Origin of the sequence: Collinsella sp. AM44-11, assembly GCF_003467145.1 — a bacterium.
In the GTDB taxonomy this organism is placed as follows: domain Bacteria; phylum Actinomycetota; class Coriobacteriia; order Coriobacteriales; family Coriobacteriaceae; genus Collinsella.
In genome coordinates this window covers 1-26,448 of the sequence record NZ_QSFE01000006.1, presented here as the reverse complement: position 1 = coordinate 26,448, position 26,448 = coordinate 1, and the positions used below count along the sequence as shown (strand labels likewise).

24 protein-coding genes are annotated in these 26,448 nt (G+C 60.1%); 8 read left to right on the top strand and 16 right to left on the bottom strand.

Features of this window, described 5'->3' with window-relative positions; all coding sequences use genetic code 11:
• Positions 1–128: 128 nt before the first annotated feature.
• The gene (locus tag DW943_RS05155; RefSeq protein ID WP_117862367.1) at positions 129–617 is read right to left on the bottom strand and encodes an N-acetyltransferase; all 489 of its coding nucleotides are present in this window, start codon (positions 615–617) and stop codon (positions 129–131) included.
• Positions 618–693: 76 nt separating this feature from the next.
• Between DW943_RS05155 and DW943_RS05150 the strand changes: the two genes are divergently transcribed.
• Positions 694–990 carry a hypothetical protein gene (locus tag DW943_RS05150; protein WP_117862366.1) on the top strand — a complete coding sequence of 99 codons (297 nt, stop codon included), beginning with the start codon at positions 694–696 and terminating at the stop codon, positions 988–990.
• A 67-nt stretch (positions 991–1,057) separates the two neighbouring features.
• On the opposite strand, the gene DW943_RS05145 is transcribed toward DW943_RS05150, so the two are convergent.
• Together DW943_RS05145 and DW943_RS10460 are read right to left on the bottom strand one after the other, a co-directional pair.
• Positions 1,058–1,762, bottom strand: coding sequence for a class I SAM-dependent methyltransferase (locus tag DW943_RS05145; RefSeq protein ID WP_117862365.1), 705 nt, complete (start codon positions 1,760–1,762; stop codon positions 1,058–1,060).
• A 63-nt stretch (positions 1,763–1,825) separates the two neighbouring features.
• Positions 1,826–1,969: a hypothetical protein gene (locus DW943_RS10460; protein ID WP_158549061.1), complete on the bottom strand. Its 144-nt coding sequence runs from the start codon at positions 1,967–1,969 to the stop codon at positions 1,826–1,828.
• 229 nt (positions 1,970–2,198) lie between these two features.
• Here DW943_RS10460 and DW943_RS05140 point away from each other — a divergent pair, with 229 nt between their 5' ends.
• Positions 2,199–2,600 (top strand): hypothetical protein, encoded by a 402-nt coding sequence (locus tag DW943_RS05140; protein WP_117862364.1) that lies wholly within the window; start codon positions 2,199–2,201, stop codon positions 2,598–2,600.
• 127 nt (positions 2,601–2,727) lie between these two features.
• On the opposite strand, the gene DW943_RS05135 is transcribed toward DW943_RS05140, so the two are convergent.
• Positions 2,728–3,540: a putative RNA methyltransferase gene (locus tag DW943_RS05135; protein WP_117862363.1), complete on the bottom strand. Its 813-nt coding sequence runs from the start codon at positions 3,538–3,540 to the stop codon at positions 2,728–2,730.
• A 193-nt stretch (positions 3,541–3,733) separates the two neighbouring features.
• On the opposite strand from DW943_RS05135, the gene DW943_RS05130 reads away from it, so the two are divergent.
• Positions 3,734–5,116: an MATE family efflux transporter gene (locus DW943_RS05130; RefSeq protein ID WP_117862362.1), complete on the top strand. Its 1,383-nt coding sequence runs from the start codon at positions 3,734–3,736 to the stop codon at positions 5,114–5,116.
• Positions 5,117–5,143: 27 nt separating this feature from the next.
• Here DW943_RS05130 and DW943_RS05125 read toward each other — a convergent pair whose 3' ends face one another.
• Complete coding sequence (locus DW943_RS05125) at positions 5,144–6,010, bottom strand: LysR family transcriptional regulator (protein WP_117862361.1); 867 nt, start codon at positions 6,008–6,010, stop codon at positions 5,144–5,146.
• Between the two features lie 158 nt (positions 6,011–6,168).
• On the opposite strand from DW943_RS05125, the gene DW943_RS05120 reads away from it, so the two are divergent.
• Together DW943_RS05120 and DW943_RS05115 are read left to right on the top strand one after the other, a co-directional pair.
• Positions 6,169–7,071: a DMT family transporter gene (locus DW943_RS05120; RefSeq protein ID WP_117862360.1), complete on the top strand. Its 903-nt coding sequence runs from the start codon at positions 6,169–6,171 to the stop codon at positions 7,069–7,071.
• 86 nt (positions 7,072–7,157) lie between these two features.
• Complete coding sequence (locus tag DW943_RS05115) at positions 7,158–7,886, top strand: uracil-DNA glycosylase (protein ID WP_117862359.1); 729 nt, start codon at positions 7,158–7,160, stop codon at positions 7,884–7,886.
• Between the two features lie 5 nt (positions 7,887–7,891).
• Here the strand turns inward: DW943_RS05115 and DW943_RS05110 are convergent, their stop codons facing one another.
• The 8 genes from DW943_RS05110 to DW943_RS05075 all read right to left on the bottom strand — a co-directional run bounded on the left by DW943_RS05110 (position 7,892) and on the right by DW943_RS05075 (position 21,591).
• Positions 7,892–12,139 (bottom strand): leucine-rich repeat protein, encoded by a 4,248-nt coding sequence (locus DW943_RS05110; RefSeq protein ID WP_117862358.1) that lies wholly within the window; start codon positions 12,137–12,139, stop codon positions 7,892–7,894.
• 15 nt (positions 12,140–12,154) lie between these two features.
• A complete protein-coding gene (locus tag DW943_RS05105; RefSeq protein ID WP_158566095.1) occupies positions 12,155–14,326 on the bottom strand; it encodes a transglutaminase domain-containing protein in 2,172 nt (723 codons plus the stop codon).
• A gap of 142 nt (positions 14,327–14,468) precedes the next feature.
• Positions 14,469–15,641, bottom strand: a complete 1,173-nt coding sequence (locus DW943_RS05100) for a DUF58 domain-containing protein (RefSeq protein ID WP_117862356.1) — start codon at positions 15,639–15,641, stop codon at positions 14,469–14,471.
• A gap of 35 nt (positions 15,642–15,676) precedes the next feature.
• Positions 15,677–16,630 carry a MoxR family ATPase gene (locus DW943_RS05095; protein ID WP_117862355.1) on the bottom strand — a complete coding sequence of 318 codons (954 nt, stop codon included), beginning with the start codon at positions 16,628–16,630 and terminating at the stop codon, positions 15,677–15,679.
• Positions 16,631–16,632: 2 nt separating this feature from the next.
• The gene (locus DW943_RS05090) at positions 16,633–18,276 is read right to left on the bottom strand and encodes an ATP-binding protein (protein ID WP_117862354.1); all 1,644 of its coding nucleotides are present in this window, start codon (positions 18,274–18,276) and stop codon (positions 16,633–16,635) included.
• Positions 18,277–18,408: 132 nt separating this feature from the next.
• Positions 18,409–19,089 carry an SDR family NAD(P)-dependent oxidoreductase gene (locus DW943_RS05085; protein WP_117862353.1) on the bottom strand — a complete coding sequence of 227 codons (681 nt, stop codon included), beginning with the start codon at positions 19,087–19,089 and terminating at the stop codon, positions 18,409–18,411.
• A gap of 9 nt (positions 19,090–19,098) precedes the next feature.
• Positions 19,099–19,821 carry a VUT family protein gene (locus DW943_RS05080; RefSeq protein ID WP_233543602.1) on the bottom strand — a complete coding sequence of 241 codons (723 nt, stop codon included), beginning with the start codon at positions 19,819–19,821 and terminating at the stop codon, positions 19,099–19,101.
• 156 nt (positions 19,822–19,977) lie between these two features.
• The gene (locus DW943_RS05075) at positions 19,978–21,591 is read right to left on the bottom strand and encodes a peptide chain release factor 3 (protein WP_055286676.1); all 1,614 of its coding nucleotides are present in this window, start codon (positions 21,589–21,591) and stop codon (positions 19,978–19,980) included.
• Positions 21,592–21,806: 215 nt separating this feature from the next.
• Between DW943_RS05075 and DW943_RS05070 the strand changes: the two genes are divergently transcribed.
• From DW943_RS05070 to DW943_RS05060, 3 genes are read left to right on the top strand one after another with little or no spacing between them, the layout of a single operon-like run.
• Positions 21,807–22,187, top strand: a complete 381-nt coding sequence (locus DW943_RS05070; RefSeq protein WP_117862352.1) for a GntR family transcriptional regulator — start codon at positions 21,807–21,809, stop codon at positions 22,185–22,187.
• Between the two features lie 23 nt (positions 22,188–22,210).
• Positions 22,211–23,092, top strand: coding sequence for an ABC transporter ATP-binding protein (locus tag DW943_RS05065; RefSeq protein ID WP_117862351.1), 882 nt, complete (start codon positions 22,211–22,213; stop codon positions 23,090–23,092).
• Positions 23,089–23,787 carry an ABC-2 transporter permease gene (locus tag DW943_RS05060; protein WP_117862350.1) on the top strand — a complete coding sequence of 233 codons (699 nt, stop codon included), beginning with the start codon at positions 23,089–23,091 and terminating at the stop codon, positions 23,785–23,787. Before DW943_RS05065 ends, DW943_RS05060 begins: the two co-directional genes overlap by 4 nt.
• A 95-nt stretch (positions 23,788–23,882) precedes the next feature.
• Here DW943_RS05060 and DW943_RS05055 read toward each other — a convergent pair whose 3' ends face one another.
• The 3 genes from DW943_RS05055 to DW943_RS05045 form a co-directional block, all read right to left on the bottom strand.
• Complete coding sequence (locus tag DW943_RS05055) at positions 23,883–25,181, bottom strand: chloride channel protein (protein ID WP_117862349.1); 1,299 nt, start codon at positions 25,179–25,181, stop codon at positions 23,883–23,885.
• A gap of 126 nt (positions 25,182–25,307) precedes the next feature.
• The gene (locus DW943_RS05050) at positions 25,308–25,841 is read right to left on the bottom strand and encodes a TIGR00730 family Rossman fold protein (RefSeq protein WP_117862348.1); all 534 of its coding nucleotides are present in this window, start codon (positions 25,839–25,841) and stop codon (positions 25,308–25,310) included.
• Positions 25,842–25,877: 36 nt separating this feature from the next.
• The gene (locus DW943_RS05045; RefSeq protein ID WP_117862347.1) at positions 25,878–26,303 is read right to left on the bottom strand and encodes a potassium channel family protein; all 426 of its coding nucleotides are present in this window, start codon (positions 26,301–26,303) and stop codon (positions 25,878–25,880) included.
• Positions 26,304–26,448: the final 145 nt, after the last annotated feature.

Genomic DNA, 26,448 nt, shown 5'->3' with positions numbered 1-26,448 from the left:
CCGCGCGGCGATTTTCGTAGGTTCGCGCCTTACGAAAGCCGGCACCTCCCCTAACAGCGCAGCGGCCAAAAATGGCCCCACCCGGGGCCATTTTCATGTACATGGATTGTTGATACGCGTCCTCGCTCTTATGCCTCGCGCAGCCAGTCGAACGCAACACGCAACGTGCCGTCCGACACATACACAACGCCGGCGCGCTCGAACCCCGCTTTCATGCTCGCGCCCTGCATAGGCAGATTGTCCGCGTGCGTGTCGATACGCAGGTGGTCAGCGCGCGCCTTGGCAAAGGCAAACATCGCGGCCGCGATACCGTGCACGGTGCCGTCGGACGCCACGCGGTGCAGTACGGCGTACGGAGTGTCGCTACGCCACTGACCGTCCTCGATGACGTCATAGCACTCGTCCGGGCCCGGCAAAAAGGCAAACGTCGCCACCGCGCGACCGTCGACTTCGCACACATAGCTGCCACCGGCGGCGATATCGGCAGCCAGCTGCTCGGCCGAAGGCGTGCCCTCGGGCCACTGTGTGGCGTTGCCATGCGCGCGCATAAAGGCGCGGGCGGCGTCATAGATAGCCATGACGGCGGGAATGTCGGTCTCGAGGGTTTTTCTGATCATCGCGCGGCGACCTCACGTTTATTGGTATCACTTTGATTGAGCAATGATACCAGCGTTTGGAAAGGGCACGAAGCAGATGGGAAGCAAAAAGCGAGCCGCCTGGTCAAAGGCCAAAAGCGAGTTTTTGGGCGCTGCCACCGGCGGCGAAATAAGCGACCTGTTTGCGCGCGAGGACGAGCGCCGCGACGCCCTGGATGCCGAGCGCGATGAGGCCTGGCGCTACAAGTCGTGCGAGCGCAAAAACCGTTACGACACACGCGCCGAGGCCGAGGCCGTTATGGCCGACTGCGAAAACCGTGGACGACGTGGCTTGGCCTGCTACAAATGTGAATACTGCGGCGGGTGGCACCTGACGTCGCACCCTTGGAAATAGGCGCCGCATCGGCGCGACGCTCACGCAGCGGCACGGCACCGACACATCGCCGGCCATCGCACGCAGGCTACGGGCGCGGCGGCACCAAGACATCGTAGCGGACAGCCTTGCCCGCAAGCTGATAGCTCGGCTTAACGCCGGCAAGCAGCGGCCCCTTCACCGGCCGCTTGATAACAACCTTGCGCGGCCGCACTGCAAGCGCAGCTTTAACCAGCGTCTCCTCATCGGCGCACGGCTGCTCCAAATGGTGCAGGAGTTGGAACTTCTTTTTGACCGCCGCACTCTTGGTGCGCTCGGGAAACATGGGATCCAGATACACCACATCGGGAGCCGCGAGCTCACCACGCTCGACCAGCTCAGCCGCATGGCGAAGGCCGGCAACACTGTCCTCGCCCGCATGTAAGTGCATGCGCGCCACGGCAGCCGCAAGCGCCGGATCATCTGCCGCGCGATCCAGGGCATCCTGAAGGAGCGCCGCGATCACGCAATCCTGTTCATACAAATCGACGGTAAAGCCCACAGCGGCCAACAGCAGCGAATCCTCGCCAAAGCCTGCCGTGGCGTCAATCGCCCAGGGGTTCTCGATACCTTTTGTGCGTGCAGCCTTCACCAACAGCTCTTGCTGCAGACGACCCTGCTTGAGCCGTGGGAGCATACGGGCAAAATCGGCACGCAGCTCCATCGCATCGTCGGTGAGCGTGAGGCCCTCGGGCTTCCCGATCAGCTCAAGCCCCGCGGCCCGAGCAACAGAAAAGGGATCGACGACGCCCATGGGTACTCCTTAGCAAGCAAAGCGGATACGTGAGCGCCGCATGTGTCGGCACCCAATCGTCCGCTATTGTCCCACATGCGACATGGCCCACAGCATCCCAATGCAAAGCACCGCCATCAATCCCGTGCACACGGCAGCGATCACAGAATCGCTCATGCGCCTTCCCAACGATTGCGGCTCGCGCGCCTGCCCTGTTCCGTACATCATGGCTCCTCCTTAGACCAACTCCTTGTTACATCCTCATCATCGCAGCGCCGCACATGAGCTGCCATCGATTTGACTTACGTCCAGCTTTCCTTTTTGAAAGGTTGAGGTGCGCAGGCCTAAAGCGCTTTCAGACGCATGCGCCGCCGCGTTGAACTACAATGTGCTTCACCATATGTGCAGCACAGGGGGTACGCCAGATCGGCCGTACTCGTATCGAAAGGATCCAGCCATGAGCTACGCTCGCAAGACACTCAAAATCCTTGCCCTCATTTACTTTGTTTTGGGCATCGCCAGCCTCGTCATCGCCGGCGTCGGCATCGCCCGAGGCAGTCTCGATTCCACGTACGGGCCGAACGCCATGCTCGCCGCGGCCGTACTTGTCATCAAGGGTCTTGTCGATCTTGCCGCAGGTGTTGCGGGCATCAAGGGCGCCAACAAGCCTTCGCAGGTGGATGGCGCGTTTAAGCTCGGCATCGTCGCCGCAATCGCCACGATTGCGCAGGCCGTGCTCACGCTTCCCGCGTTTGGCGGCGACGCCATCAACTTTGGCGCCTTTGTCATCGTGGTCTACGACCTGTTCTTTGTTCAGCAGGCGCACACCGTTAAAGCCGAGAACAAGGATCGCCTGTAGGCACTTGCCTTCCACTGACCCCTACATCCAAGCAGCTAACAAAGGGCCGATCGCGCAACGACGCGGTCGGCCCTTTACGTTTGCCCAGATAAAACCTGCCATAATAAACCTGTCCCTTTTTGGTAGGTTAGTGGCGGTACTCGGCGATGATGAAGTCGATATCGGTCTGAAGGGTGTCCAGGTTTGCCAGGCGCTCTTTGTCGGCAGGGCGCGTGCGGTAGTAGTACGGCGTCATCTGGAACACCGCCTCGATGTCGGCCTGCATCTGGAGCGTAATGTTCGCAGACACCCGCTGCGTTCCCACCAACTCGAGCTCGGTTGTCTTCGGCAGCTTCTCGTCGTTAAGGTACGGCGTGTCGTAGAGCACCTCCTTGAGCCCAAAGAGATGACGGGCGCCCGGCACCACGGTGTAGAGCGAGCCCTCGGGCGCCAGCACGCGGGCAAACTCGCGCTCGTTAAAGGGGGCAAAGAGCTCGGTCACCATATCGAAGGTGCCATCGGCCACGGGGATGTCCTTCATGTTGGCCACGAAGTAGGTCGCATCGCCGCGCTTGGCGGCCAGACGCACCATCTCTTTGCCCAGGTCGAACCCATAAGCATCCACGCCCGGCACCGCACCCATGGCGCTGGTGTAGTAGCCCTCGCCACAGCAAATATCGAGCAAGGTCATGGGGGTGCCGGTAGATGCCGCACACCCAGGCGCCTGCTCGCGCACCAGCTCGACCATCGCATCGCGCAACGGCGCATAGTAACCGCGGTTCAAAAAGTCGCGACGACTGCGTGCCTGCGACTTGGGATCGCCCATGGAGTCGCCGCTCTTGGACGAGCGCAGCAGATACAGATAGCCCTCGCGCGCACGGTCAAACCGATGTCCGCCCGCGCATGCAGCACCGCGCTCGTCGTCCACCAAAGGCTCATGGCAAACAGGACACAACAACATGGCAACTCCTTAGCGCGAACAACACAACGCCCACCATTGTCGCACGCCTCCCCCACCTAGTCATTGGGGACGTTTTGGCCGATTGCCTGCCGGGATAGCTAAAACAGCCCCGTCCCAAAAAGACTACCCGCGCTTAGGAGTATCATCGTCTGCGCAAATAAGCACGAATGAGCATATTAGAGATTGAGAGCGTATGGCAGACACCGCATCTAAGCACATTGACATGACCACCGGCTCGCTATGGCGCAATATTCCCCTGTTCGCCTTCCCCGTGGCCGCCACGAGCATCTTGGAGCAGCTGTCGAACCTCATCGCCACGGTCATCATCGGTAACTTCTCGGGCGACCAGGGAACCCTCGCCATGGCGGCGGTCGGCTCCAATGTTCCGCTTACCAGTCTTATGCTCAACCTTTTTATTGGCATGTCGCTTGGCTCCAACGTGGTCATCGCCAACGCTATCGGCCGCAACGATCAGAACATGGTCAAACGCGCCGTCCATACCTCGATTATGATGGCACTCGTGGGCTTTGTCGTCATCGCACTGGGCGAGATCTTTGCCGAGCCCATGCTCGCCGCGCTCAACGTCCCTGACGAAACCATGCCGCTCGCATCGCTCTACCTGCGCGTCTTTTTGCTCAGCATGCCCTCGATCTTGCTCTACAACTTTGAGGCCGCAATCTTCCGCTCCGTCGGCATCACCCGCATGCCGCTGCAGGCGCTTGCCGTGTCCACCGTCCTCAACATTGGCCTGGACCTCATCTTTGTCCCCGTGCTCCACTGGGGCGTCGCGGGTGTCGCCATCGCCACCGCCATCGCCTATACCGTCAGCGCAGTCACGCTCTTTATCCGTCTGCTCAAGACCGATTCCGTCGTCCGCGTCACCCCACGCGACTTAGGCTTAGACCCCGTCGCCCTCAAGCGCATCGTTAAGATCGGCCTGCCCGCCGGCATCCAAAGCGCCGTCTTTGCCGTCGCTAACATCATCATCCAGTCCGCCATCAACAGCTTGGGCACCGAGGTCATGGCGGCATCCAGCGCTGCCATGAGCCTGGAGTATGTGTGTTACAACCTGCTCAACAGCTTTAGTCAGGCTTGCACTACCTTTGTGGGACAAAACCACGGCGCGCGCCAGATCGACCGCTGCACCAAGACGCTCAAGGTCTGCCTGGTCGAAGGCGGCATCGTTGCACTCACCACCATCGTCATCATCGTCGGTCTGGGGCGCGAGATTCTGGCGCTGTTCAACAGCGACCCCAACATCGTCTCGATCGGCTATATCCGTGTGTGCTCGATCTTCCCGGCATACGCCTTTAGCATGTTCTACGAGAATATGTCCGGCTACCTGCGCGGCTTTGGCATCTCGCTCATGCCCGCCCTCATCACCATGATCTGTGTCTGCGGCATCCGCTTCTACTGGGTATTCTGCGTGTTCCCGCACTTCCGCACCTTTGCGAACATCATGATAGTCTACCCCATCAGCCTGGGCACCACAGCGTTCTTTATGGTCGTGGCGGTATTGCTCTGCCATCCGGCACGCACCTACCGTCTGGCGCAAGCCAAAGCGACAGCCCGCTAATCACCACACTCAACGCCACGCCAGTCATTAATTGACAATATGCGAGCTCATATAGTCGATAAAGCGCCTCGTGGCGATAGGCATGGTGTCCCAGCTGCGCCAAGCCGCCACGACGTCGCGCGAGGGAGCATGCACGATGGGGCGCACACAAATATCGGCCCGCATGCCCTCGACGGTACGGCGGTAGAGCATGCTCACACCGAGGCCCTCCTCCACCATCGCCATAATGGTGTAGTCATCGGTGACCTCACTCGTCACATGCGGCGATAGCCCGTGCGCGGCAAACGCATCGAGCACCAGACTCTGTTCGCCCTCATCCAGCAGCACAAACGGTTCGGACGCCAGGTCGGCAAGCGTCACCTTTTCCTTTGCCGCCAGTGGATGGACGGCTGGCAACAGCGCCGCCAGCTCGTCGTGATAGACCACGCGTTTCTCGAGCCCCTCGGTAAATCCACGCGCTGTAAAGCAAAAGTCGACCATGCCATCGTGCACCCACTGGGCATTGCGCGTGTAATCGCCCTGCTTGAGGGTAAAGCGCACGCCCGGATGCAGGGCCCCAAAGTCGCGGATCACACGCGGCAACACAGTACGACTCACGTTGGTAAACGTCGCAATGCGAATGTCGGTCGACGAAAGCCCCAGCAACTCCTGGCGCTTGCCCTCAAGCTCGGCCTCGGCCGTAACGATCTGGCGCAGATACGGCAGATACTGTTTGCCGTCGCGCGTCAGTGAGACGCCCTGCTTGCCACGCTCGATAATCGTGGTGCCCAGCTCGCGCTCGAGTGCCTTGACGGCCTGGCTCACCGCGCTTTGCGTATAGCCCAGCTCGTCGGCGGCACGTTTCAGGCTGCCGCAATCGACCACCATACATACAATCTGATACCGCGATGCCATCGTGCCTCCACATCGATGTAGCCGTAAAACGTTTTGCCAGGGCTTTTTCTTCCAACATTAGTATTTCTTAATCATACTGAAGATACATTCGCTTTACTACATCCATATCTGGGAGCAGAATCCTTTTTGCGAAACCGTTCTGTAACAAAAGGAGTCCCATGGATCGCAAAAAAGCAATCGCGCTCTCATTTTCCGTTCCCGTCGCATGGGGCTTTTCGTACCCCCTCATGAAGATCGGCATGGACAGCATGAACGCCACGAGCATCGTCGCGCTGCGCTGCATCATCGCCTTTGCGGCCTGCCTGTTGCTCTTCCACAAGCACGCGGTGCGCATCAACCGTGACCTGATGGTCCGCGCCGCCATCATCGGCGCCATCATGGCAACCGAGATCACCTGCATGTGCCTGGGCTCCAGCCTCACCTCCGCCTCCACCGCTGGCTTTTTGCAGAGCCTGACGGTCGTGATCGTACCGTTTGCCAACGCGGCCCTGCTGCGTCGCGCCCCCGAGCGCAAGGTGCTCATCGGCACCGCCATCGTCACCTGCGGCATGTTGCTGCTCTCGGGCGCCGACTTTACCAGCCTGAATCCCGGCGCGATCATCATGCTGCTCTCGGCCTTTATCTATGCCGGCCACATTATCATCGCCAAGCGCTTTGTCGAAGAAGTCGATCCGCTGGCTCTGGGCGTTTGGCAGCTGGGCTTCGGCGGCTTGTTCTCGGGTATCGCCGCATTTACCTTTGGCGGCTTCACGCTTCCCAGCACGCCGAGCGAGATCGTCGTTATCGTTGCGCTCGCACTCATCTGCTCTGCCTACGGCTTTATCACCCAGACGCTCGTGCAGCCCCACGTACCCGCCGAAACCACTGGCTTCGCCTTCTCGCTCGAGCCGGTCTGCTCCGCCGTCTTCTCGTTTTTCCTGGTCGGCGAGGTCCTGAGCCCCATCGCCTTCCTTGGCGCTGCCCTCATCCTCACCGGCGTCATGGTGGCAACTGCCGAGCTTCCGCGCCTTCGCGCACATGGGCATGCTCATATGGCGGCAGCGCCCGAGCACGTCTCGTAGACCCCACTCCTCATACAGCCGCGGCATAAAGGTCTCTGACGCCTTTACAATAGATGCCGACAAAGCATCTGCCCTAAAGGAGTTCCATGGACGCTGCAACTCGCGACCGCAACATAGCAACTTGGTTGGGCGATGCACCGCAGCCGGTACGTAACGCTACGAACCAGCTGCTCGAGTGCATCGCCCTTCTGCGTGCCGAGCAGACCATCTACCCGGCACAAGACGACATCCTCAATGCCCTCGCCTACACGCCGGCCGACCAGGTCAAGGCCGTCATCCTGGGCCAAGACCCCTATCACGGGCCCAACCAGGCCATGGGGCTGTCGTTCTCGGTGCCTGCGACGCAAACCAAGTTGCCGCCGAGCCTGCGCAACATCTATAAGGAACTCAACGCCGATCTGGGCTGCCCCATTCCCGCCACGGGAGACCTAACCCCCTGGGCACAACAGGGCGTCCTGCTTCTCAACACGACGCTCACCGTGCGCGAACATGCCGCGAACTCGCACGCCAAGCTGGGCTGGAGCACGCTCACCGACTACGTTATCGAACGCTGCTGCCAGCTGCCCCAGCCGGTCGTCTTTTTGGCATGGGGTCGCTTTGCCCAGCAGATGGTTGAGGACAAGCTCGCCGCAACCGGCGCAGGCGAGGCAACCGGCAAGTTCTGCCTGGCCTCCACGCACCCCTCGCCGCTTTCGGCCAACCGTGCCACGGCAGAACTCCCCGCTTTTATGGGGTCGCGTCCCTTCTCGACAGCCAATGAATTGCTCGAGCAAAACGGCAGCAGCCCCATCGACTGGGGCTGCCTCGCTTCATAACCTGCCTAGCCGGCGATCCAATATTGCGGATACTTATTGATATCAATGGGGTCGCCGAGCTCGCCGATATCGCTTATGGCCTCCATGCCCATCAGCGAGCGCAGGCAATTCTCACACTCCATGATGGGCTCATTTACAGCCTTATTGAGCACATCGAACGTCGGCGACTCAAACGTATCCATGTTGACGTTGCCGAACCACTTGCTCTCAACGTAGTCGGCTTCCTCGTCATCCGTGGCAACTCCCACCATCTGACGAGGCCACGTCTTGAGCAGCGGCTCGCGATCGGCCTCGGCAATATTGAGCGCCACGTTGCCGCCAAACGAGAACGGCATGCTCTCCATCCCGCCCAGCAACTCCGGCAGCAGACAGCCAGTAGGCAGCGTCACCGTCACGCCGCTGCAGCCCGCAAACGCACCGCTCTGGATGCCGACCACCTTATCGCACAGCTCAATCTCGATGAGGTTCGAGCAGTGCGAGAAGGCATTCGAGTCGATTACGGTCGGCCCCGTCAACACGCTCGCCAGATCGGTACGCTCGATATCGGACGGCGCCGAGACCAGCGTGGCAGTACCGTCACCGTTGTCCTCGATCTTCCATTCATCGCTCTCGAACGCATCGCCGTCCGCCTGGATAACCGTAGAAGCCTCGACCAACGGCAGCCCCATCATGGTTCGCAGGCGATTCTCGGGCTCCAATAGGTTCTGAGCCATCTGCGCCCTAACCGCATCGGCCGTCGGCTCCGGACCCTCCCCCATGAACCAATCGGAAAGCATGCCAAATTCCACAACGCCATAATACGTGTCGTAGTCGTCGTAGCCAATGAGTCCGTAGACCCATGCATTGAGGTAGTCCTGCTCCATGCCGCTGGGCAACGACAGGTGAATGCGGCTGGCCTCCTCTTGGACATCGGTTGCGCCGTCCAAGAAGAAACCCACACCCGGCGATGGATAGCCCAGCGTCGCGATACCGGTACCGACGGTCAAGTTCGTAAAGGCGGCATCATTGCCAAACACCGATGACGCCAGGTAGTTTCGAGAGCCCGAACCCGTAGCTGCGTCGTAGTCGCCATTGGTATCCGCCACAAACGATGCACTCGCGAGCCTCGGGCAGTCCATGAATGCCTGATCGCTGATTTCGATCGTTGCCGCGTGCACAGACGCCGAGACAAGATTCGTACAGCCTTCGAACGCCGACACGCCGACGTAGATATCGTTATCGGGAAGATCGATGTTCAGGTCGCCGGAGATGCCGGAATTCCTGAAGGCATAGCGATCGATATATGCCAGCTTGGGAGCCGAAGCCCAATCGACATCCCACGCGCCTCCGGTCCCCTCAAAGGCACCAGGCAGGTCCTTGGCGCCAGACAAGGAATAGCCGCCAAAGATCTCAATCGTACTCGGCAGCAGCTCAATCGTACCGTTGAGCATCGAGGGCGCACCGAGCAGGATGCTTGGCTTGCCTTCCTCGTCGCCATCGTAATAGCCGTAGAGAAGGGGCGCGTCGTCGCTTTGGGCATCGCAAGCAAAATCGTAAATGCCGTCGACAGTGACAAAGCGGCTGTCGTAGCCCTGCAGCTCGCCATCGGGCGCATACCAGGTGCAGCCGGCCGGATTGGGATTCTCGGTCGTGGCAAAGACAGCCTTTTTAGCACGCGACGCCACAAAGCCCAGGCCCGTACAGCCCTTAAAGGCATCGGCCCCCACCTCGATGCTATCAGGCGTGCCGATAAACACACCTTGAAGGTTTTGGCAGTTCTCAAACGCGTTACGGCCGATGGCACTCGTCTTCTCGCCCAGATTGACAAACCTGAGCTCCGCATCGCCCGAGAAAGCATACGGTGCGATGGAATCTACTTGGAGCTGCTTGCCGCCATCCGTAAGCAAGGTGCCGTCAAAGGTCGCGGACAGGTTGCCATCCTCATCGCCTGCAGCGGACAGCAAAATCGTCTTGCCAGCGTTGGCATAATACAAGTACCCATCTTGAGACAGGCTCATCTTAATCACGCGCGCATCGGGTGCACCGGCAGCAGCCTTATGCTGCTCGACATACGCGACCTGCTCGTCGGTTGCGCACACGATGGTCCGCACGGAACCGCCCGCAAGGCTACCGTCCTCGAGCGTCACCTTATCGTCAAACCACGGCATGAGTACCAGCGTGTCAACCGACGTGTTGCCCGCAAAGGCACCCTTCTTGATGGTGTTGGAAATCTGCACCAGGGCAATATTGGAACCCGTATCGAGCACATAGCACAGGTCGCTTTCGAGCTGCGAATTAATGTTGTACACCAGCCCCTGTGAGTACGTGAGCTGGACACTGGGGTTGGTCGCGGGCGACACGTATACGCCGTAGGCATTCTCTAGTTCGTCCGCGTGCTCGGTAATAAAATCGAGCAGTGCGGCATCGTCAACGACCAGGGTACAGTCCTGCAGCTTACTCACGTCAATCTGGGGCAACTCGCCCTCTTTGGATGCGTGCAGAACAATACGATCGAGCTTATTGCGATTGGGAATGACGACATGGGTAATATCGGCGGGAACATCGAGCTCGCGCGTATGGTAGGGAACGCCCAGATACTCCTTGCCATCGCGAGAGGTCAAGATACCCTCATCCGTTGCGGCATAGACGGGGTTATCCGACGCAACACGGTAGGCATCGAGCACTTGAAAGCCCGCATTGACGTTGACGTAGTACACCGAGGACGGTAGCTCTAGATTGTTGATCTGCCACGTAAAGACTTCACGCTGACGACTGTCGGTATAGGCGTCGACCGCCTGCACACCCTGCGGAACGCTGAGCGTCTCGCCCCCGCCATCGACCGACACGACCGACTCATCCACATCGACAAGCGTCTGCAGGCGTGAGTTATTGAGGCTGGTAGGGTCGTCGTCAAAGCGATAGTCCTCGTCGAGGGCATAACCCTGAAAACGCACCTTGTAGGCGGGGCCGATGGACACGACGTCGCCGGGAACCACCACATGGCGACCGGGTGTCAGCGTGTAGAAATACGGGACGGCCGCCTCGTTCTCGCGCCACCCCAGCAACAAGGCATTAAGGTAGCCCTCCGAATCGACATGGCCCGCCTGCTTCATAAAGGCTTCTTGTGTGTTGACACCCAGCAGGTTCTCCTTGGAGCTCAGCGTGCTCCAAATCACACTACGCTGGCCCATCGAATCGGGCTGGCCGACCACAAACAGGCGCGACTGCGCCGGCTGGATGGTAACGGTTCGTGTCGTCCACGCCGTATCCTGCGACAAGCGCAGCGAGACGCTTACCGTGAGCGGCTGGCTCGAGCACAGCGCCGGATTCTGCTCGCCCGCTGCATTGGTCCACGAGTCGATGCGGAGATACGGAAACGTGGCGAACTCGTCCTTGGTGCAGGCAAGATAGTAGAGGCCCTTGTCGTCACTCCAGTGGACATCCATGGCGCAGAACAGCGTCCAGGCGTCGAGCATCTGCCCATCGTAGATTGCATCCTCCATGGGTGAAATCTGCACGTTAACGGGATCGATGAATCCGGCCGCACCGTTAAACTGCGTAAAGAACGTTGTATCTCCCATGGGGGCACCCTTTTGGGGCGCGGGGTCCGCAAGAAGATACTTGTAGGAATTGGCCGTCGAGGTGGCCGAGCCGCCACTACCGCCGTTACCGCCCGAACCGTTTCCGCCCGCACCGCCGCCGGCATTGCCGCCAGATGCTCCGCCCGCATTGATAACGGGAACGTTTTGCCCGCCTCCCGAGCCGCCAGCGCCGCCCGCGCCGCTGCCCGAACCACCCGCAACTCCTACGCCCGTTCCATCGGCGCTGCCGGTAACGTTGTAGGCGGTCGTGCCGCTTTGCCCCGTCAGATTTACCTGTCCCTGCGCATTATCGAGCCGCGCCTGCTGCTCACGTGCGCTCGTATCCCGGCTGTCGCTATCCTCGTCATGACGATTTGCCTCGGCATCCGTCGAGAGCGGACTGATCCGATACGCCTCGCCGGACTCCGCGTCACCGTGACTGTATGCAGCGATATACCCCGAAGGATCGAAGCTCAGATTACTCTGAGCCAACTCAAAGGCGACCGCGCCAAATACGCCGACCGCAGCAACCGAAACCGCCGCCGCCACAACGCGCGTTGCAGCCAAAGGCTTGGCGCGATACATATTTTTGGCGGCATGCTGAACGCGCGCGGGCGCATTCCGCGGGCCTTTTAGTTTGGCCGACGCCGCGTTCTTGTGCGAAGCCATATGTTGAGGATACTTAGAAAACACGTAGACCTACTCCCTCTACAACGCGTGCAGCATGTAGCGGCGGAAGCGTTCAATAACAGTTTGCGGAGCCGGCATGCTCCGATGCAGGCGTTCGGTAAAACGTCGGAGCGTGCGCAACTCGTTTGGCTTAAGCTGGCGCCCACCAAACGCATAGGCTTGATGGAGTTGAATCGCTCGGCGGTATTCCCACGGGTCGATCTGGGGGAACACCGCGGCAAAGGTGTCCAGGCAATCGAGCGGCTTGGTCTCGTCAAAGGCGTCGAGACCGCTTTGGTTCATCACAAGGGCAAGATAGCCGTAGAGTGCCGGCACGCATATATCCTGCTCATCGCTCTCGATAGCCCGCGTGCGCCGAACGCGCAAGACAAACCTGCGAACAAACAGAGCGAGCAGGGCGGCAATCGCCGTGCCGATCAAACCGACCCCAACTTTGGCCACATCGGGAATGTTATGCATTACCGGCACATCCTCGCGATGCTTATCCTCGGCCTGTCCTGCGACCGAGCCCGCATCGAGCGTCTTATCGTTGGCGCCGTTGCTCCATGCCTCGCCCACATCGATAATCTTATCGGCATCGAGCGTCTGGCTATAGTATCCAGGGGTGACCTCCACGGGCGTCCATCCCTGACCGTCAAGGTAGATCTCGGTCCACGCGTGCGCATCGGCAGCCGTCAAGTTGAGCGCCACGCCTGCCCCAACAGCAGCGGCCAGCTGATCATCTGCTGCCCGATAGCCTTCGACATAGCGCGCGGGAATTCCCTGAGATCGAAACGCGAGCGTCGCCGCCGTGGCAAAGTAAGCAGAGTTGCCCTCGTGCGCCGTGCCCAAGAACCACGCGACAAACGACGTCGCCCCGGTATAGGCTGGCGGGTTATCCGTCTGTCCCGCAAGCGAAGCCAACATCGTGCGCACGCGACTGATCACGGCTGTATCCGAAACAGTCGCCCCAGCATCCCAGCTGTCGCTCGAGAACAGGTATGCATCGATGGCATCCCGCTCCTCTTCGCGAACGTCCAAGTAATTATCGCGAACAAAAGCGGCGTACACCCGCTCGCTTTTTGCATAGTCGCTCTTGGAGGACGCCAGCCAGCTCGAATCTGCGATGACGTCATCCACCGGCACGTTATCGACGGTCATGCGATACGCCTTAGACGGCAAAAAGTCCATGCTTAGAATCGTCGAGGCGGTCAACATTGCACCGGTACCGCCCAGCGAGCGCAGCGTATAGGGAGCATAGGTGTATCTGCGGTTGGCGCCCGACGCATCGACCGAAATCTCAACCGCCTCGACAGGCTCGCCACCCTCGCGCTCGGCCTCGGTGTCAAACGCGGCGCGTTGCTCGGCTACCGTCAAACCGTTCTGACGCAGCCACTCACGCATGCCGGACCATTCGCCCTCGTAGGACATCCAGTCGCCGCGCCCCCAAGACATGCCATTAAAGGTCGTGCCCACAAAACCTTTCATGAGCAGATCGTCAGCGAGCGTCTTGCTGGCAGTAAGCGACAGCGTCGTGGACTCGCCCTCGTTCATGTGCGTCGCCTGCAAAAGGTCGCCCTCGGGCAGCGTGTCGTCCCCAAATCGAACGCTCTGAACCGCCTTGACGGCAGACGCCGACATGTCGGACAGCGCAGGAAGAGGCTGCACAAGGGCGACCGTCAGTGCAAAGAGAGCGCCGCATGCGGCACACAGGCCGCCAAGACCAATGAGAACCTGGGGTAAACCCACCGTAGAGCCCCGCAACTCGCGAGCACGGCGCTGGACAAGCCAGCCCGCAACGCCCAGCGCCATAGGCATCGCAGAATCACCGAGCTGCAGCGTCATGGAACCTGCACCGCAGATAGCGACGATTAAGAGCGTGGGCCACGAAACGCTCAAGTTGGAAAAAAGCCAGGCGAGTGAGCCGGCAAATATGCCGGCGAGCACCGCCAGCGACACGGCTTCGCACAGCAGACCGGCGTCTGCCACCAATGGAATATACAGCTCACAGATTGAGTTGATGCGAGCGATAACGGTATTGACGCACGCATAGAAGCCCCAGCGTGCCGAAGGAATCAAGAGCGCGCATAAAAGCGCTACGGACGCCGCAGCCAAGACAATCCAGAAGGAGGTCTTTTTCGACGCCAGCGAAACATCCAAAACGCTCAGCGCAACAGCCACGCCAACGGCAACGGCAAACATTACCCCCATGCACGTTGCACTCAGACACCGAGCAATTGTGCAGCAGAAGCCCGCAGACAGTAAAACCGCGGGAGCCACCGACAGGAACACGGCAACAACGCGGCTATTCGAAGCGACGCGCTCCGTCGAGGTAAGAGTCACAAAGTCCATGTTAGAGCTCCAGACTCTTCATACGGGCCGAGTCGCTCGATACCGGGCAATGGGTGATGATGTAGTTGGCGCCGCGCTCGATGCTATACGACTCGACCGAATCCGACACATGGAGCACCGACAGATCGGTCAGACGGCCCAAATCGATATAGACCTGCTCATCGACGCCCGCCGTCACCAGCACCGTTTTACTAATGCCCTTTGCCGCCATAAGCCTGGCATACTGCTCATTTGATGTTGGATGGGCAGGGCCAAGCGGCGTTGCCGTCAAGGCGTCAAGCATCTTATTAAAACTACGTCGATCATCGACGGGATAGGCGGACAGGGGGCCTTCGGGGGCGGCCACGACCACGTGATGGTACCCCTGACGCATAAGCGCCAGCGATATCGACGCGGTGAAACCCAGCACCGCAGAAAGAACCTCTGAGCGGCTCGACTGCTCAAAATGGCACGCAAACGCACCAAACAAGACGCCAATAGCGTGGTCTTGGGGGCGCGAAGCCTCACGCACCAGCACGTCGTCAAAGCGTGTCGACAGCTTCCAGTGGATCGACTTAACAGCATCGCCCTCGTGATAGGGCCTCACGTCAAAGACCTCGGAGGCGTCTTGGCCGCTTCGATGGGGGTCATAGCTCGTACCCTCTAAACCGGCAGAAGAACTCTGATGAGGATCAACCTGAATATCGAGTATCTCGGGATAGACCGTAAACAACCCGTGGAAGTCGGCGTCCTCGAGAGCGAGCGACATAAAGCCCATCTCATCGACCAGGCGCGCGGTGTCAAGGGTAATCGTGTGCGCACCGCAGACGGTCGAATCGAGCTCGAGCTCAAAGGTGGCGGGCCGACCCATCGCAGGGGCAAGGCTTACGGGACAGACCGTCCGCGTTCCCGTCAGCTGGTTGTATACCGAAAACGACAACTCAACGCGACCGCGAAACATAAGCGGGCGATCCAACGTGATGCGCAATGCAAGAGGCGCGTTTACAATACACGACCGGGGAAGCTCAAAGCCGAGCTTGAGCAAGGCAACGCTCGAACGGCACGCCGCCACCGTAATCACGGGCATGGCGATCAACGCCGCGGCAGCAGCGAGCGCGGCCGCATTGGCAGTAAACACAAACGTGGCGAGCAGGAGCGCGACGGACACGATATAGGTAATCTTGTTGGCAATCATGGGCGTAACGTAGGACGCAAAAGGTAAACGATCCGCTACGAGCGTCCGCGAACCTGACCCATAGACGGGGCGGGAACGGCAGCGAGGATGCGGTCGAGGACGTCGGCGGCGCCAATCGATTCAATACGCGCCTGGGGGCGTAAAACGAGACGGTGGGCGCAAACAGCCTTAAATACCTCGCGCACGTCCTCGGGCACCACATAGTCGCGCTCACGAATCAATGCGCAGGCGCGCGCCATGCGGGTGAGCGCGATAATGCCGCGGGGGCTCACGCCCAGCTCAACGAGCTGGTCATTACGGGTCTCCTCGCACAGGCGGACGATATAATCCAGCACCGTGTCGGCAACCTGTACGCCGCCCAGGTAGTTTTGGATATCGAGCAGATCATCGCAGGCAACCATGGGCTTAATGTCGTCGAGCGGGTTGACATAGCGACGGGCCTTGAGGATATCGATCTGGTCCTGGCGCGACGGATAGCCAACGGACAGACGAACCATAAAGCGATCGAGCTGGCTATCGGGCAGCGGTTGCGTGCCCGCCGAGCCCACCGGGTTCTCGGTTGCGATACACACAAAGGGACGCGGGACCTGATGCGTCTGCCCGTCGATAGTCACCGCGCGCTCTTCCATAACCTCGAGCAGGGCCGACTGCGTCTTAGCGCTGGTACGGTTAATCTCGTCGCCCAGCAGCATGTTGCAGTTGACGGCGCCCCACACAAAGCGAAACGTACCGGAGTCGCGGTCGAACATCGTAAAGCCCGTAATGTCCGAGGGCAGCGTATCGGGCGTAAATTGCACACGCTTAAAGTCCAGACCCAGCGCGCGCGAAAGCGCCAGGGCCAGCGTCGTCTTGCCGGTACCGGGCACATCCTCTAACAGGATATGACCGCCAGCGTAGATAGCCATGAGGGCCTTCTCGATCACATCGCGCTTGCCCAGCAGGGCGCGGCTCACTTCGTTGATGATGCTGCTTGACTGTTCGACGATCACGGTTACTCATTTCCTCGGTAAGCTGCCTCGGCCGTCGCGGCCGCCAGCTGTGCTTTCAAAACGTTCAGATCAATGGGCTTGCCCACATGTCCGTTCATGCCCACGCTGCGCGAGCGCTCAACGTCCTCGGTGTAGTCATTGGCGGAAAGCGCAATGATGGGAATGGCGCCGGCGTCCTCATGATTAAGCCCTCGAATCTGCTCCGCCGCTTCCCAACCGTTGAGCACGGGCATCTGAATATCCATAAGGATCGCATCGTACGTACCCGCGGGCATGCTCCGGAATCGCTCAACGACCGCTTGGCCGTTCTCGGCACGCTCGACCGCCGCGCCTCGTCTTGCCAGCAACTCAATCACGATCATGGCATTGATTTCGTTATCCTCGGCCAACAGGAATCGCTTGCCCTCAAACTGATAGGTAAACGACGAACCAAGGGAATCGGGAGCCGTCTCGAGCGTCTGCCCTTTGAGTTTAAGGTCCTCAACCTGCTCGGACGTGGCCAGGCGCAGCGGGATGTAGGCCGAAAACGTTGAGCCGCGACCGGGTGCAGTATCGACGACGATCTCGCCGCCCATCAGGTCGACGAGCGCGCTCGTAATGGCCATGCCCAGGCCCGTTCCGCCGTAGCGGCGCGCGATGGTGCGGTCCTCCTGCTCAAACGGCTTAAAGATTTTGCTGACGTAGCGAGGATCCATACCCTTGCCCGTGTCGCGCACGCGCAGCATATAGCTCACGCCGCCGTCTGCCTGGTACATCTCGCGCAGGGTTACGGTAACGCTGCCGCCCTGCTCGGTAAACTTGACCGCGTTGGATATAAAGTTGATGACGATCTGCGACAGGCGCATGCGGTCGCCCACGACAAAAACGTTTTCGCAGTCCTCCAGATTGACCGAGTACGTAAGCCCTTTGTCGGCTGCCTGCGAGCTAAACATGCGCTCGATCTCATCGGCAAACAGACGCATGTCAAACGGCGCATCGTCAAGGCGCACGCGCCCGCTGTTGAGGCGGCTCATATCGAGCATATCGTTGATAAGCGAAAGCAAGTAGGCCGAAAGCTGCGAGGCGCGAGACAAGTCGTCCATCAGGCGAGGCTCATCTGCATGATGCTCGCGGGCAAGCGAAATCATGCCCTCGATGCCATTGAGCGGCGTGCGGATCTCGTGGCTCATCTGGTTCATATAGTCCGTGCGCGCGTTGGCGGTCTCGACGGCGCGATCGCGCTCGGACTCCGCTTTGGCGATACGCTCGTTTTCGGTCGTCACATCGACTGCAGAAACCAGGTACTGCGTGCCGTCTTGAATGAGCGCAATCGTAAACCTAATGCTGAGCTGCGTTTTTTCTCCATGGGGCGCATGGTAGGAGCACAGAAGGTTCAGCGGAGTCGCGTGGTCCCAGTCCCTCACCTGTCGCTGTATGCGAACACGGTCGCTATCGGGAATAAAACGGTACAGCGTCTCGATGTCGTCGCCAATACGCTCGGGCGATACGCCAAAGACGCGTTCAAAATTTGGGGTGATATAGAGCGGAAGACAGTCGCTGGCACGCAAGACCAGCGCAACGTTGGGCCCTTGCTGCGCAAGCGCCTCTTCAAACAGTCGACGCGCTCGGTCCGCGTCGCGCTTCTCGTGTGAACCGAACAGCCCCAATATGCCCCCTTTTCATATTTCGGGGTTTAGTCTACCAGCTCAAAGGCACTTTACAGAGATAATACCCAGCTAAAGTTAGCAATTAATGATGCAAAACGCGCCCGAGGTAACCTTGCCATCGGGCGCGTTTTGTTATTCAGGCCAGATAAACTGGGTGCGGCCGGCCTCGCCGCCATCGATCAGCAGGCTCTGCCCGGTCATAAACCGGTTGGTCACGCCCACAAAGTAGATCCACTCGGCGATCTCTTGGGCAGTAGCCCAGCGCTTGAGCGGTGTGAGCTCCATAATCTGATTCCACAGGCGCTCGTCTTCCATCACGCAACGGTTGAGCGGCGTGATAACGCCGCCCGGGTCCACACTGTTGGCGATAGCCTGCGGCGCCAGACGGTTTGCAAGGTTCTTGGTGTAGGCGATAACGCCGCCCTTGCTGGCGGCATAGGCGGGAAACTCCGATCCCGTATGCCCGCTCGCCGACCCCACATTGACCACGGATGTAATGGCCGGCGCCGGCTTGGCGGCAAGCCCCTCCCCCACAAAGGCATAGCGCTCGGTCACGTTGATGGTGCCACGCAGGTTGGCGGCAATGTCGTCGGCCGAATCCTGCGTACCGGCGACGTTTACGATTACCTGGGGTTCAAGGTTAACTGGAAACGAGTCCGGCTCGCGGACATCAACGATCAGATGGCGGTAGCGCTCGTGTTCGATCGCCGCCGGCAGCAGATCAAAGCCCACGACTTCGTGGCCGTCGTCCAAAAAGCGCTGAACGCACGCGGCCCCGATGCCGCCCGAAGCGCCCGTGATCAATACCTGCATATTGGCTCCTTAGGCAGCCGCGTGACGCTCGAGGTACTCGGCGCCCACGTTCTCGCGCTCCCAGCCGCGCACGACCTTGTAGCCCACGGGGCTCAGGAAGACCTCGCACAGCAGCTCGGCGACGGCACCCGTCAGCGAGCACATAAGAACCTGCACCCAGGTCCAGCCAAAGAACGTGTGGCTCACCACAATGGCAAAGACCAGGTTGTCGATAAACTGGCCAACACCCGTGGACACATAGGAACGGAAGGCAAAGCTCGCAAAGTTATTCTTTTTGAGCATACGGCCGAGCGACTGGTTGAGCGTGGAGTTCACCACGGCAGAAACGAGCATTGCCAGCGAAGAGCCCAACACCACGTACCAGGTGCCGCCGATGGTGGCGTTAAGGGCGGTGTTGACCTCGATCATGCCCGTGTCATAGTAGGCGCCCCACATGCCGGGCGTGAGCGAGCACAGCCAAAAGCACAGGCTTACGGCCAGGTTGACCGCCAGCGCGAGGATAGAGATTTTGATGGATGCCTTGGCGCCAAAACGCTTGCAGATCATGTCCTGGCACAAAAACGAGACCCAGCTCACCACAAAGCCGCAGTCGAGCGCCAGATATGGCAGGCTGATAAGCTCTTTGTTGGCCAGCAGGTTCATCATGATGACGCTCACGAAAAACAGCGAAACCGTTGCCGCGGGAATGCTCCGCAACAGGACCTTGTAGTCCTCCATGACCTTCTTGATCATTATGTACTCCTTTGGTTTTAGGTTTAACGAGCAGGATATCGGACCCGAACTGCTCGGCCGCCACGGTCTTGAGGCGACGGTGGGTATGATAGCCGCTCACGCGGCGGCAGGCAAGCAACCGGCGCGGCAGCCCCGCAGGGCCACCGCGCCGATGCGTTAAAAGGCTACGTTGCCAAACTCCGACAGGATAAGGTCGGGGTTGTGGTCGGTTGCCCAGTCCACGTTCCACGGGCTCGTGAACAGCAGCAGCTTACCGCCGCGCATGTCCTCGACGCGCAGCGTGTCGCGCGTAAGCGAAAGGCCCGGGATATCGATGGTGTCGGGGTCGTTCTGGATCCAGCGAATGTCCGTATAGGGCAGCGGCTGGCGACGAACCTCAACACGGTACTCGGCCTTAAGACGGCGCTCGAGCACCTCAAACTGCAGTACGCCGACCACGCCCACGATGACGCTCTCCATGCCGGCACCCAGCTCGCGGAAAATCTGGATGGCACCCTCCTGGGCAAGCTCCTCCATACCCTTCACAAACTGCTTGCGCTTGAGCGTGTCGACCTGCGTAATGCGAGCGAACATCTCGGGGGCGAACGTCGGGATCTGCGGATACTGCACGTGGCGCTTGCCGGAGCACACGGTGTCGCCGATGCTAAAGATACCCGGATCGAACAGGCCCACGATATCGCCCGCGTACGCCTCGTCCACGATGGCGCGGTCATCGGCCATCATCGACGTGCCCGTAGCAAGCTTGAGTTTACGGTTGCCCTGCACGTGGAAGGCGTCCATGCCACGCTCGAACTTGCCCGAGCAAATGCGCACAAAGGCGATACGGTCTCGGTGGTTCTTGTCCATATTGGCCTGGATCTTAAACACAAAGCCGCTAAAGTCGTCGCGGCAGGGATCGACCGGCTCACTGGTGAGCGTATCGGTATAGGCGCGCGGCGTCGGGGCCAGGCGCAGGAACTCCTTGAGGAAGGGCTCCACACCAAAGTTGGTGAGCGCCGAGCCAAAGAACGCCGGGCTCAGCTTGCCGCAGGCCACAGCATCCAAGTCGAGCTCGTCGCCGGCGCCATCGAGCAGCTCGATGTCGTCCATCAGGTTCTTGTGGTTCTCCTCGCCAATAAGCTCATCCATGGAAGGATCGCCCAGCTCGGCCTCGACCTCGGCGACCTTCTTGGTGGCATTGGCGTGACCGTCGCCCTCAAAGGCAATGACGCGACGGGTCTGACGGTCGAACACGCCGCGGAAGTTGCGGCCGCTGCCAATCGGCCAGTTCATGGGATACGTATTGATACCCAGGACGTTCTCGATCTCTTCCATGAGCTCAAACGGATCGCGAGCCTCGTGGTCGAGCTTATTCACAAAGGTGAAGATGGGAATGTGGCGCAGCGTACAGACCTTAAAGAGCTTTTTGGTCTGGGCCTCGACGCCCTTAGCGCCGTCGATGACCATGACTGCGGCGTCGGCGGCCATAAGGGTACGGTAGGTATCCTCCGAGAAGTCCTGGTGGCCGGGGGTATCGAGGATGTTGACGCAGGCGCCATTATAGGTGAACTGCAGCACCGAGGAGGTAACGGAAATGCCGCGCTCCTTCTCGATGTCCATCCAGTCCGAGACGGCGTGCTTGGCCGAGCTCTTGCCCTTGACCGAACCGGCAGTCTGGATGCTGCCGGTATAGAGCAGCAGCTTCTCGGTAAGCGTGGTCTTACCGGCGTCCGGGTGGCTGATGATCGCGAATGTGCGGCGCGACGAGATTTCATCCGACAGGCTTGCCATGCGGATCCTTTCTTGCATTGAGTGCATTACGTCGATGTAACCGCACTATTGTAGCCGCGAAATCCCGCTCTAGGGCGCCTATCAGGACAAATTCATCAGTTGGGGCCTGGGTAGCCGGCCCAATCCGAATTTGTCTCTTGCGTAACTGTACATAGTGTATATATACTGTGCTTACCGGTTATATACACGTGTAGCCCAACAGCTAAGGAGCCGCTGTGGACATCATCCTATCCAATTCGAGCGACAAGCCCATCTACGAGCAAATAGCCTCGCAAGTCAAAGCTCAGATCCTTTCGGGCGCGCTCGCTTCGGGAGCCAAACTCCCCAGCATCCGTGCACTCGCGAGCGATCTTGGCGTGAGTGTCATCACCACCAAGCGCGCCTACGCCGACCTGGAGCAACTCGGCTTTATCTGCACCGTGCAGGGCAAGGGCTGTTTTGTCGCCGAGGGCAACCAAGAACTCTTGCGCGAAAATCAGCTCTGCCATATCGAAGAGCTGCTTGCGAAAGCGGCGAGCCAAGCCGAAGCCTTGGGCGTCACGCGCGACAAGCTGCACGAGATGCTCGACCTCGTAGCCCCCGAAACCATGCAGTAGCCATCTGCAAGAAAGGCTATACCATGCAAAAGTTGCTAGAACTCAAAGGTGTATCGCGCCGCGTGAGCGACCGCTTTTCACTGCGCGACGTCACGCTTGCCGTGGAGCCCGGCCAGATCGTTGGCTTTGTGGGCGCAAATGGCGCCGGCAAGACGACGACCATTCGCGCCGCGCTTGGGCTTATAAAGCCCGATGCCGGCGAGGTGCATCTGCTTGGACAGCGCTGCGACGCCAACGCGCCCGACGAGACGCAGCGCCACCTGCGCTCCCGCGTCGGCCTTGTCCTGGACACGTGCCCCTTCCCCTCCACGCTCAAGGTGGGCCAGGTCGAGAAGCTCGTAGGCCCGGCATACCCCACGTGGAGCTGCGAAACGTTCGCCGGATTCATCGACCGATTTGGCCTCGATCCCAAGACGAAGGTCAAGGACCTCTCCCGCGGCATGGGCATGAAGCTGCAGCTCGCCTGTGCGCTCAGCCACAATGCCAAGCTGCTCGTTTTGGACGAAGCCACCGCGGGCCTCGATCCCATGGCGCGCGAGGAACTGCTCGACGAGTTGCTTGCCTTTGTCGCCGACGGCCAGCACAGCGTGCTGCTCTCGAGCCACATTACATCCGACCTCGATCGCACTGCCGACCGCGTCATCTGCATCGATAACGGCTCGATTGTGTTTGACCTGCCGCGCGAGGACATTACCGACCGAGCCGGCATCGCCCACTGCACCCAAGCACAGGCCGCAGAGCTTATGGCTTGCGTCGAAGGTGCCCGTGCCGCCCACCACGCCTATAGCGTGGACGTGCTCGTACCCAACCGTCGCGAGGCGCTCGAGGCCTTCCCCGAGATTCCCTGCGACCGGGCAACCATTGATGACTATCTTCGCCTCATACTGAAAGGGGTTTCGAAATGAAACGCGCCTTTATGTCTGAGCTTGCCATCGTCCGCACGCTTGTCCCGAGCATCGCGGGCGTCGGCCTGTTCATCTTCGTCGTACTGACCCTCGCCAACGCATCGGACGGTGACTCTGGCATGAGTGCCGGCGCCTGCGCGGTCAGTGCCATGTCGCCCATCATGGTCATGAGCTCGCTGGCCGGCTACGACAATCAAAACGGATGGGAGCGCTATCGGGCAACGCTGCCCCTCTCGCGCAAAGACATCATCTGCGCACGTTACCTCTGCATTGTTGCCTTCTCGGCCATCATGGCGTGCGCGACCGTGCTTTTGAGCACCATCACTCTTCCGTTCTTCGATCACACGGGCATGCCCTCGACGGGACAGATCGTCTTTGAGACCACAATAGCCTCCGCCGCATCGATGCTCATCTCCCTCATGATGGTGTTTCTGGCACAGCCGCTGTTCTTTCGATTTGGACACATGGAGGCGCTGCGCCTTTCCGTCGGCCTGTTTGCCCTGCTCGGATGCCTTGCCATGGCCACGCTGAGCTCCTCCAACCCCATCAGCAACTGGCTCATGTCGATTGCTGGGGCGAATCCCGATCCCGCCGTCCTCGGCTGCCTGTGCGCAGGAATTGCCGTACTGGCCCTCACGCTATGTGCAATCAGCTGCACCGTCAGCACCAAGGTCTATCGGGCACGCGACCTGTAGGCAAGCAAATCTCGACCCACGCGGGCCGCAATCGGTCGCAATCGCCCATCCGCAAATCCATGGCAAACGGCATGTCCCCGGCGTGCGCCACCGTACTACTTGCGCAGCGGCTTGGGAAGCGGAATGCCGGCGGCGATAACAGCGGCGATGATCATGCAGACGATGCCCTTGAGCGGGAAGCACATGAGCAGCAGGCCCACGACCATGACGGGCTGACGCATGACGGCGCCCATCGTCGAGGCGGTGCAGACGGCGACGCAAAAGACCGGATCTGCGCCGGTGAGGATGGCAAGGCCATAGCCCAGGCTCACACCCGAGAAGATAACCGGGAAGAAGTGGCCGCCGCGCCAACCAAGGTTGATGAGGGCGGGCGTCAGCATGGCCTTAACAAGACCGGTCGCGATAAGCACGCCAGCGGGAATGGTCAGATAGGTTTCCATGAGCACATCGGCCTGGGTCTCGCCGGCAAACATGGTGTAGGGCAGGACCGTGCCACAGATGGCGAGCGCCAGGCCGGCCAGCATGGCCTTGACGACCGGGCGCTCCCCTATTGCATGGGACAGTGCCTCGCTTGCATGCTCAGAGACAAAGTACAGCCAACCGCATACGGTGCCGACCAACGCCAGCGGAATGAGCCAGACAAGTTCCAGGTTACCCACCTGGGCGGCCTCGAACCTGGGCATGCCCATGCCGCCGCCCATAAGCTGGCCGAGCAGCAGATAGGTGCCCAGACCGCCGGCAATCGCGATGCCGTAGACCACGGTCTTTTGCGCCTTGGGCAGCTTGATGGTGATCTCATCGGACGCGGAGTCCTCGCCAGCGCCCTGGCCGTCGGCGCTACCGGCGAGCGGCGCCACAAAGCCAAACACGGGCGCGGTAAAGAGCGCCGCCAGCGCTGCCTGGGTACCCAGCAGCGTGAGCTGCCTGAACTCGGCGCCAAAGCGACGCATGCGGTCGCCGACCCAGCTGCACAGGCCCGCGATAACGCCGGTCAGGCCGGCCTCCGGTCCAATACTTCCGCCAAACAGCAGGGGCAGCAACGCCGCGAGCGAAAGCTTGCCGAGGTTGTCGTACGGGTAGCGTCCGTCTTGCTTAACCTTAGCCATCACCTGGTTGAGGTCATCGGTCTTGGTGCCTGTCATCTTTTCGTACAGACCGATCAGCAGGCCGCCCAGGAGGCAGACGAAAAACGGGTAGGGCAAAAAACCGAACGGACCGCTCGCGAGCTCGGGCGAAGCGACGCCCAGCATATGCGGGATCTCGGTCCATAGATAGTCGATGCCGTGCTCCATCGCAAAGAAAAACAGCCAGACCGCGGCGCCTGCAAACGCACCGGTCACGGCTACGCTCACTAAAAACAGCGCACGGTTTTTGGGTTTTGCAAGGTTATCCATCGGGGCCTCCCGTGGTCTAAATCGACAAAGATACGTTTTATTGTAGGACGGGCACAGCGCGGACGGGCCAGCCATCTACGCCTCAAACGGCACCGTTGGGCGCCGCACACGCGATGGCCCCAAGGCCTAGTTGTCGATAATCGATACAATTTGGTGCAGGTCGTCGGCAAAGTAGATGCCGGCCTGACGTTGCGAGCTCGATAGGCCTTTATCGATCATGTGCTCGAGCAGCGCCTTGAGGTCGTTGTAGTAACCGTTCAGGTTGTACAGAATGCACGGCGCGCTCAGATGTCCCAACGACACGGCCGACATGACCTCGGCAATCTCCTCGAGCGTGCCCGTGCCGCCCGGAAAGGCGATAAACGCATCACCGAGCTCGATCATCTTGGCCTTACGCTCGGCCATGTCGCTCGTCACGATAAGGTCATTGATACCGTCGTGCTGATACTCCGCCTCGATAAAAAAGCTTGGCTCCACGCCGGTCACGCGTCCACCGGCATCGAGCACGCTATCGGCAAGCGCGCCCATCAGCCCCAACTTGGATCCGCCGTATACCAGCGCGTGGCCGTTGGAGCCAATCCATGCGCCGAGCTGGCACACCGCAGGCAGAAACGCCGGGTCGTTACCGACGCTGGCGCCCAGATACACGGTGATATTCATATTCGGTCCCCCTCGTCGTGACGCGCGGCGCCCGTTCTAGCGTTGGCGTCGGCGATATTCGCGCACGCGGCGCGACAAGTCGGCGAGCTCATCGCGGTCGAGCTCTTCCAGGTGCTCAAGATCGTCCATAAAGCGCGCCATGGTGTCCTTTTGACGCATCTTGATGAGCGTATTGCAGTAATTCACCGCCACGCCCGTGAGCATGGCGATGTAGAAGATGCTGATGACGCTCAAAACGACGGTGATAGCGCGGGCGACCGGCGTTTCGGCAGGGATATCGCCAAAGCCGATCGTCGAGACCGTCTCAAAGCTAAACCAGAGGCCATCGCCAAACGTAAGGGTCGCAGGGTCGGACAGCCAGACGGCCGTCGAGCACAGCAGGTAGAAGATAAGGAACAGGCCGGTGATGCGCGCAAAGCCAGCCTGGCGCAACACGTCGGCAAGCGTCCTCAACTTGTTCATCGCGACCCCTTTTCCAGATGCCCCATCACGTTCGCTCGGTATTGTCCCACGCCTCCCCCGCAAACGGAACTAGTCATTGGGGACGTTCTTAAATGACTAGTCAAACCTTGATTATCGACTTTATCCGAACACCTCCCACATTCAT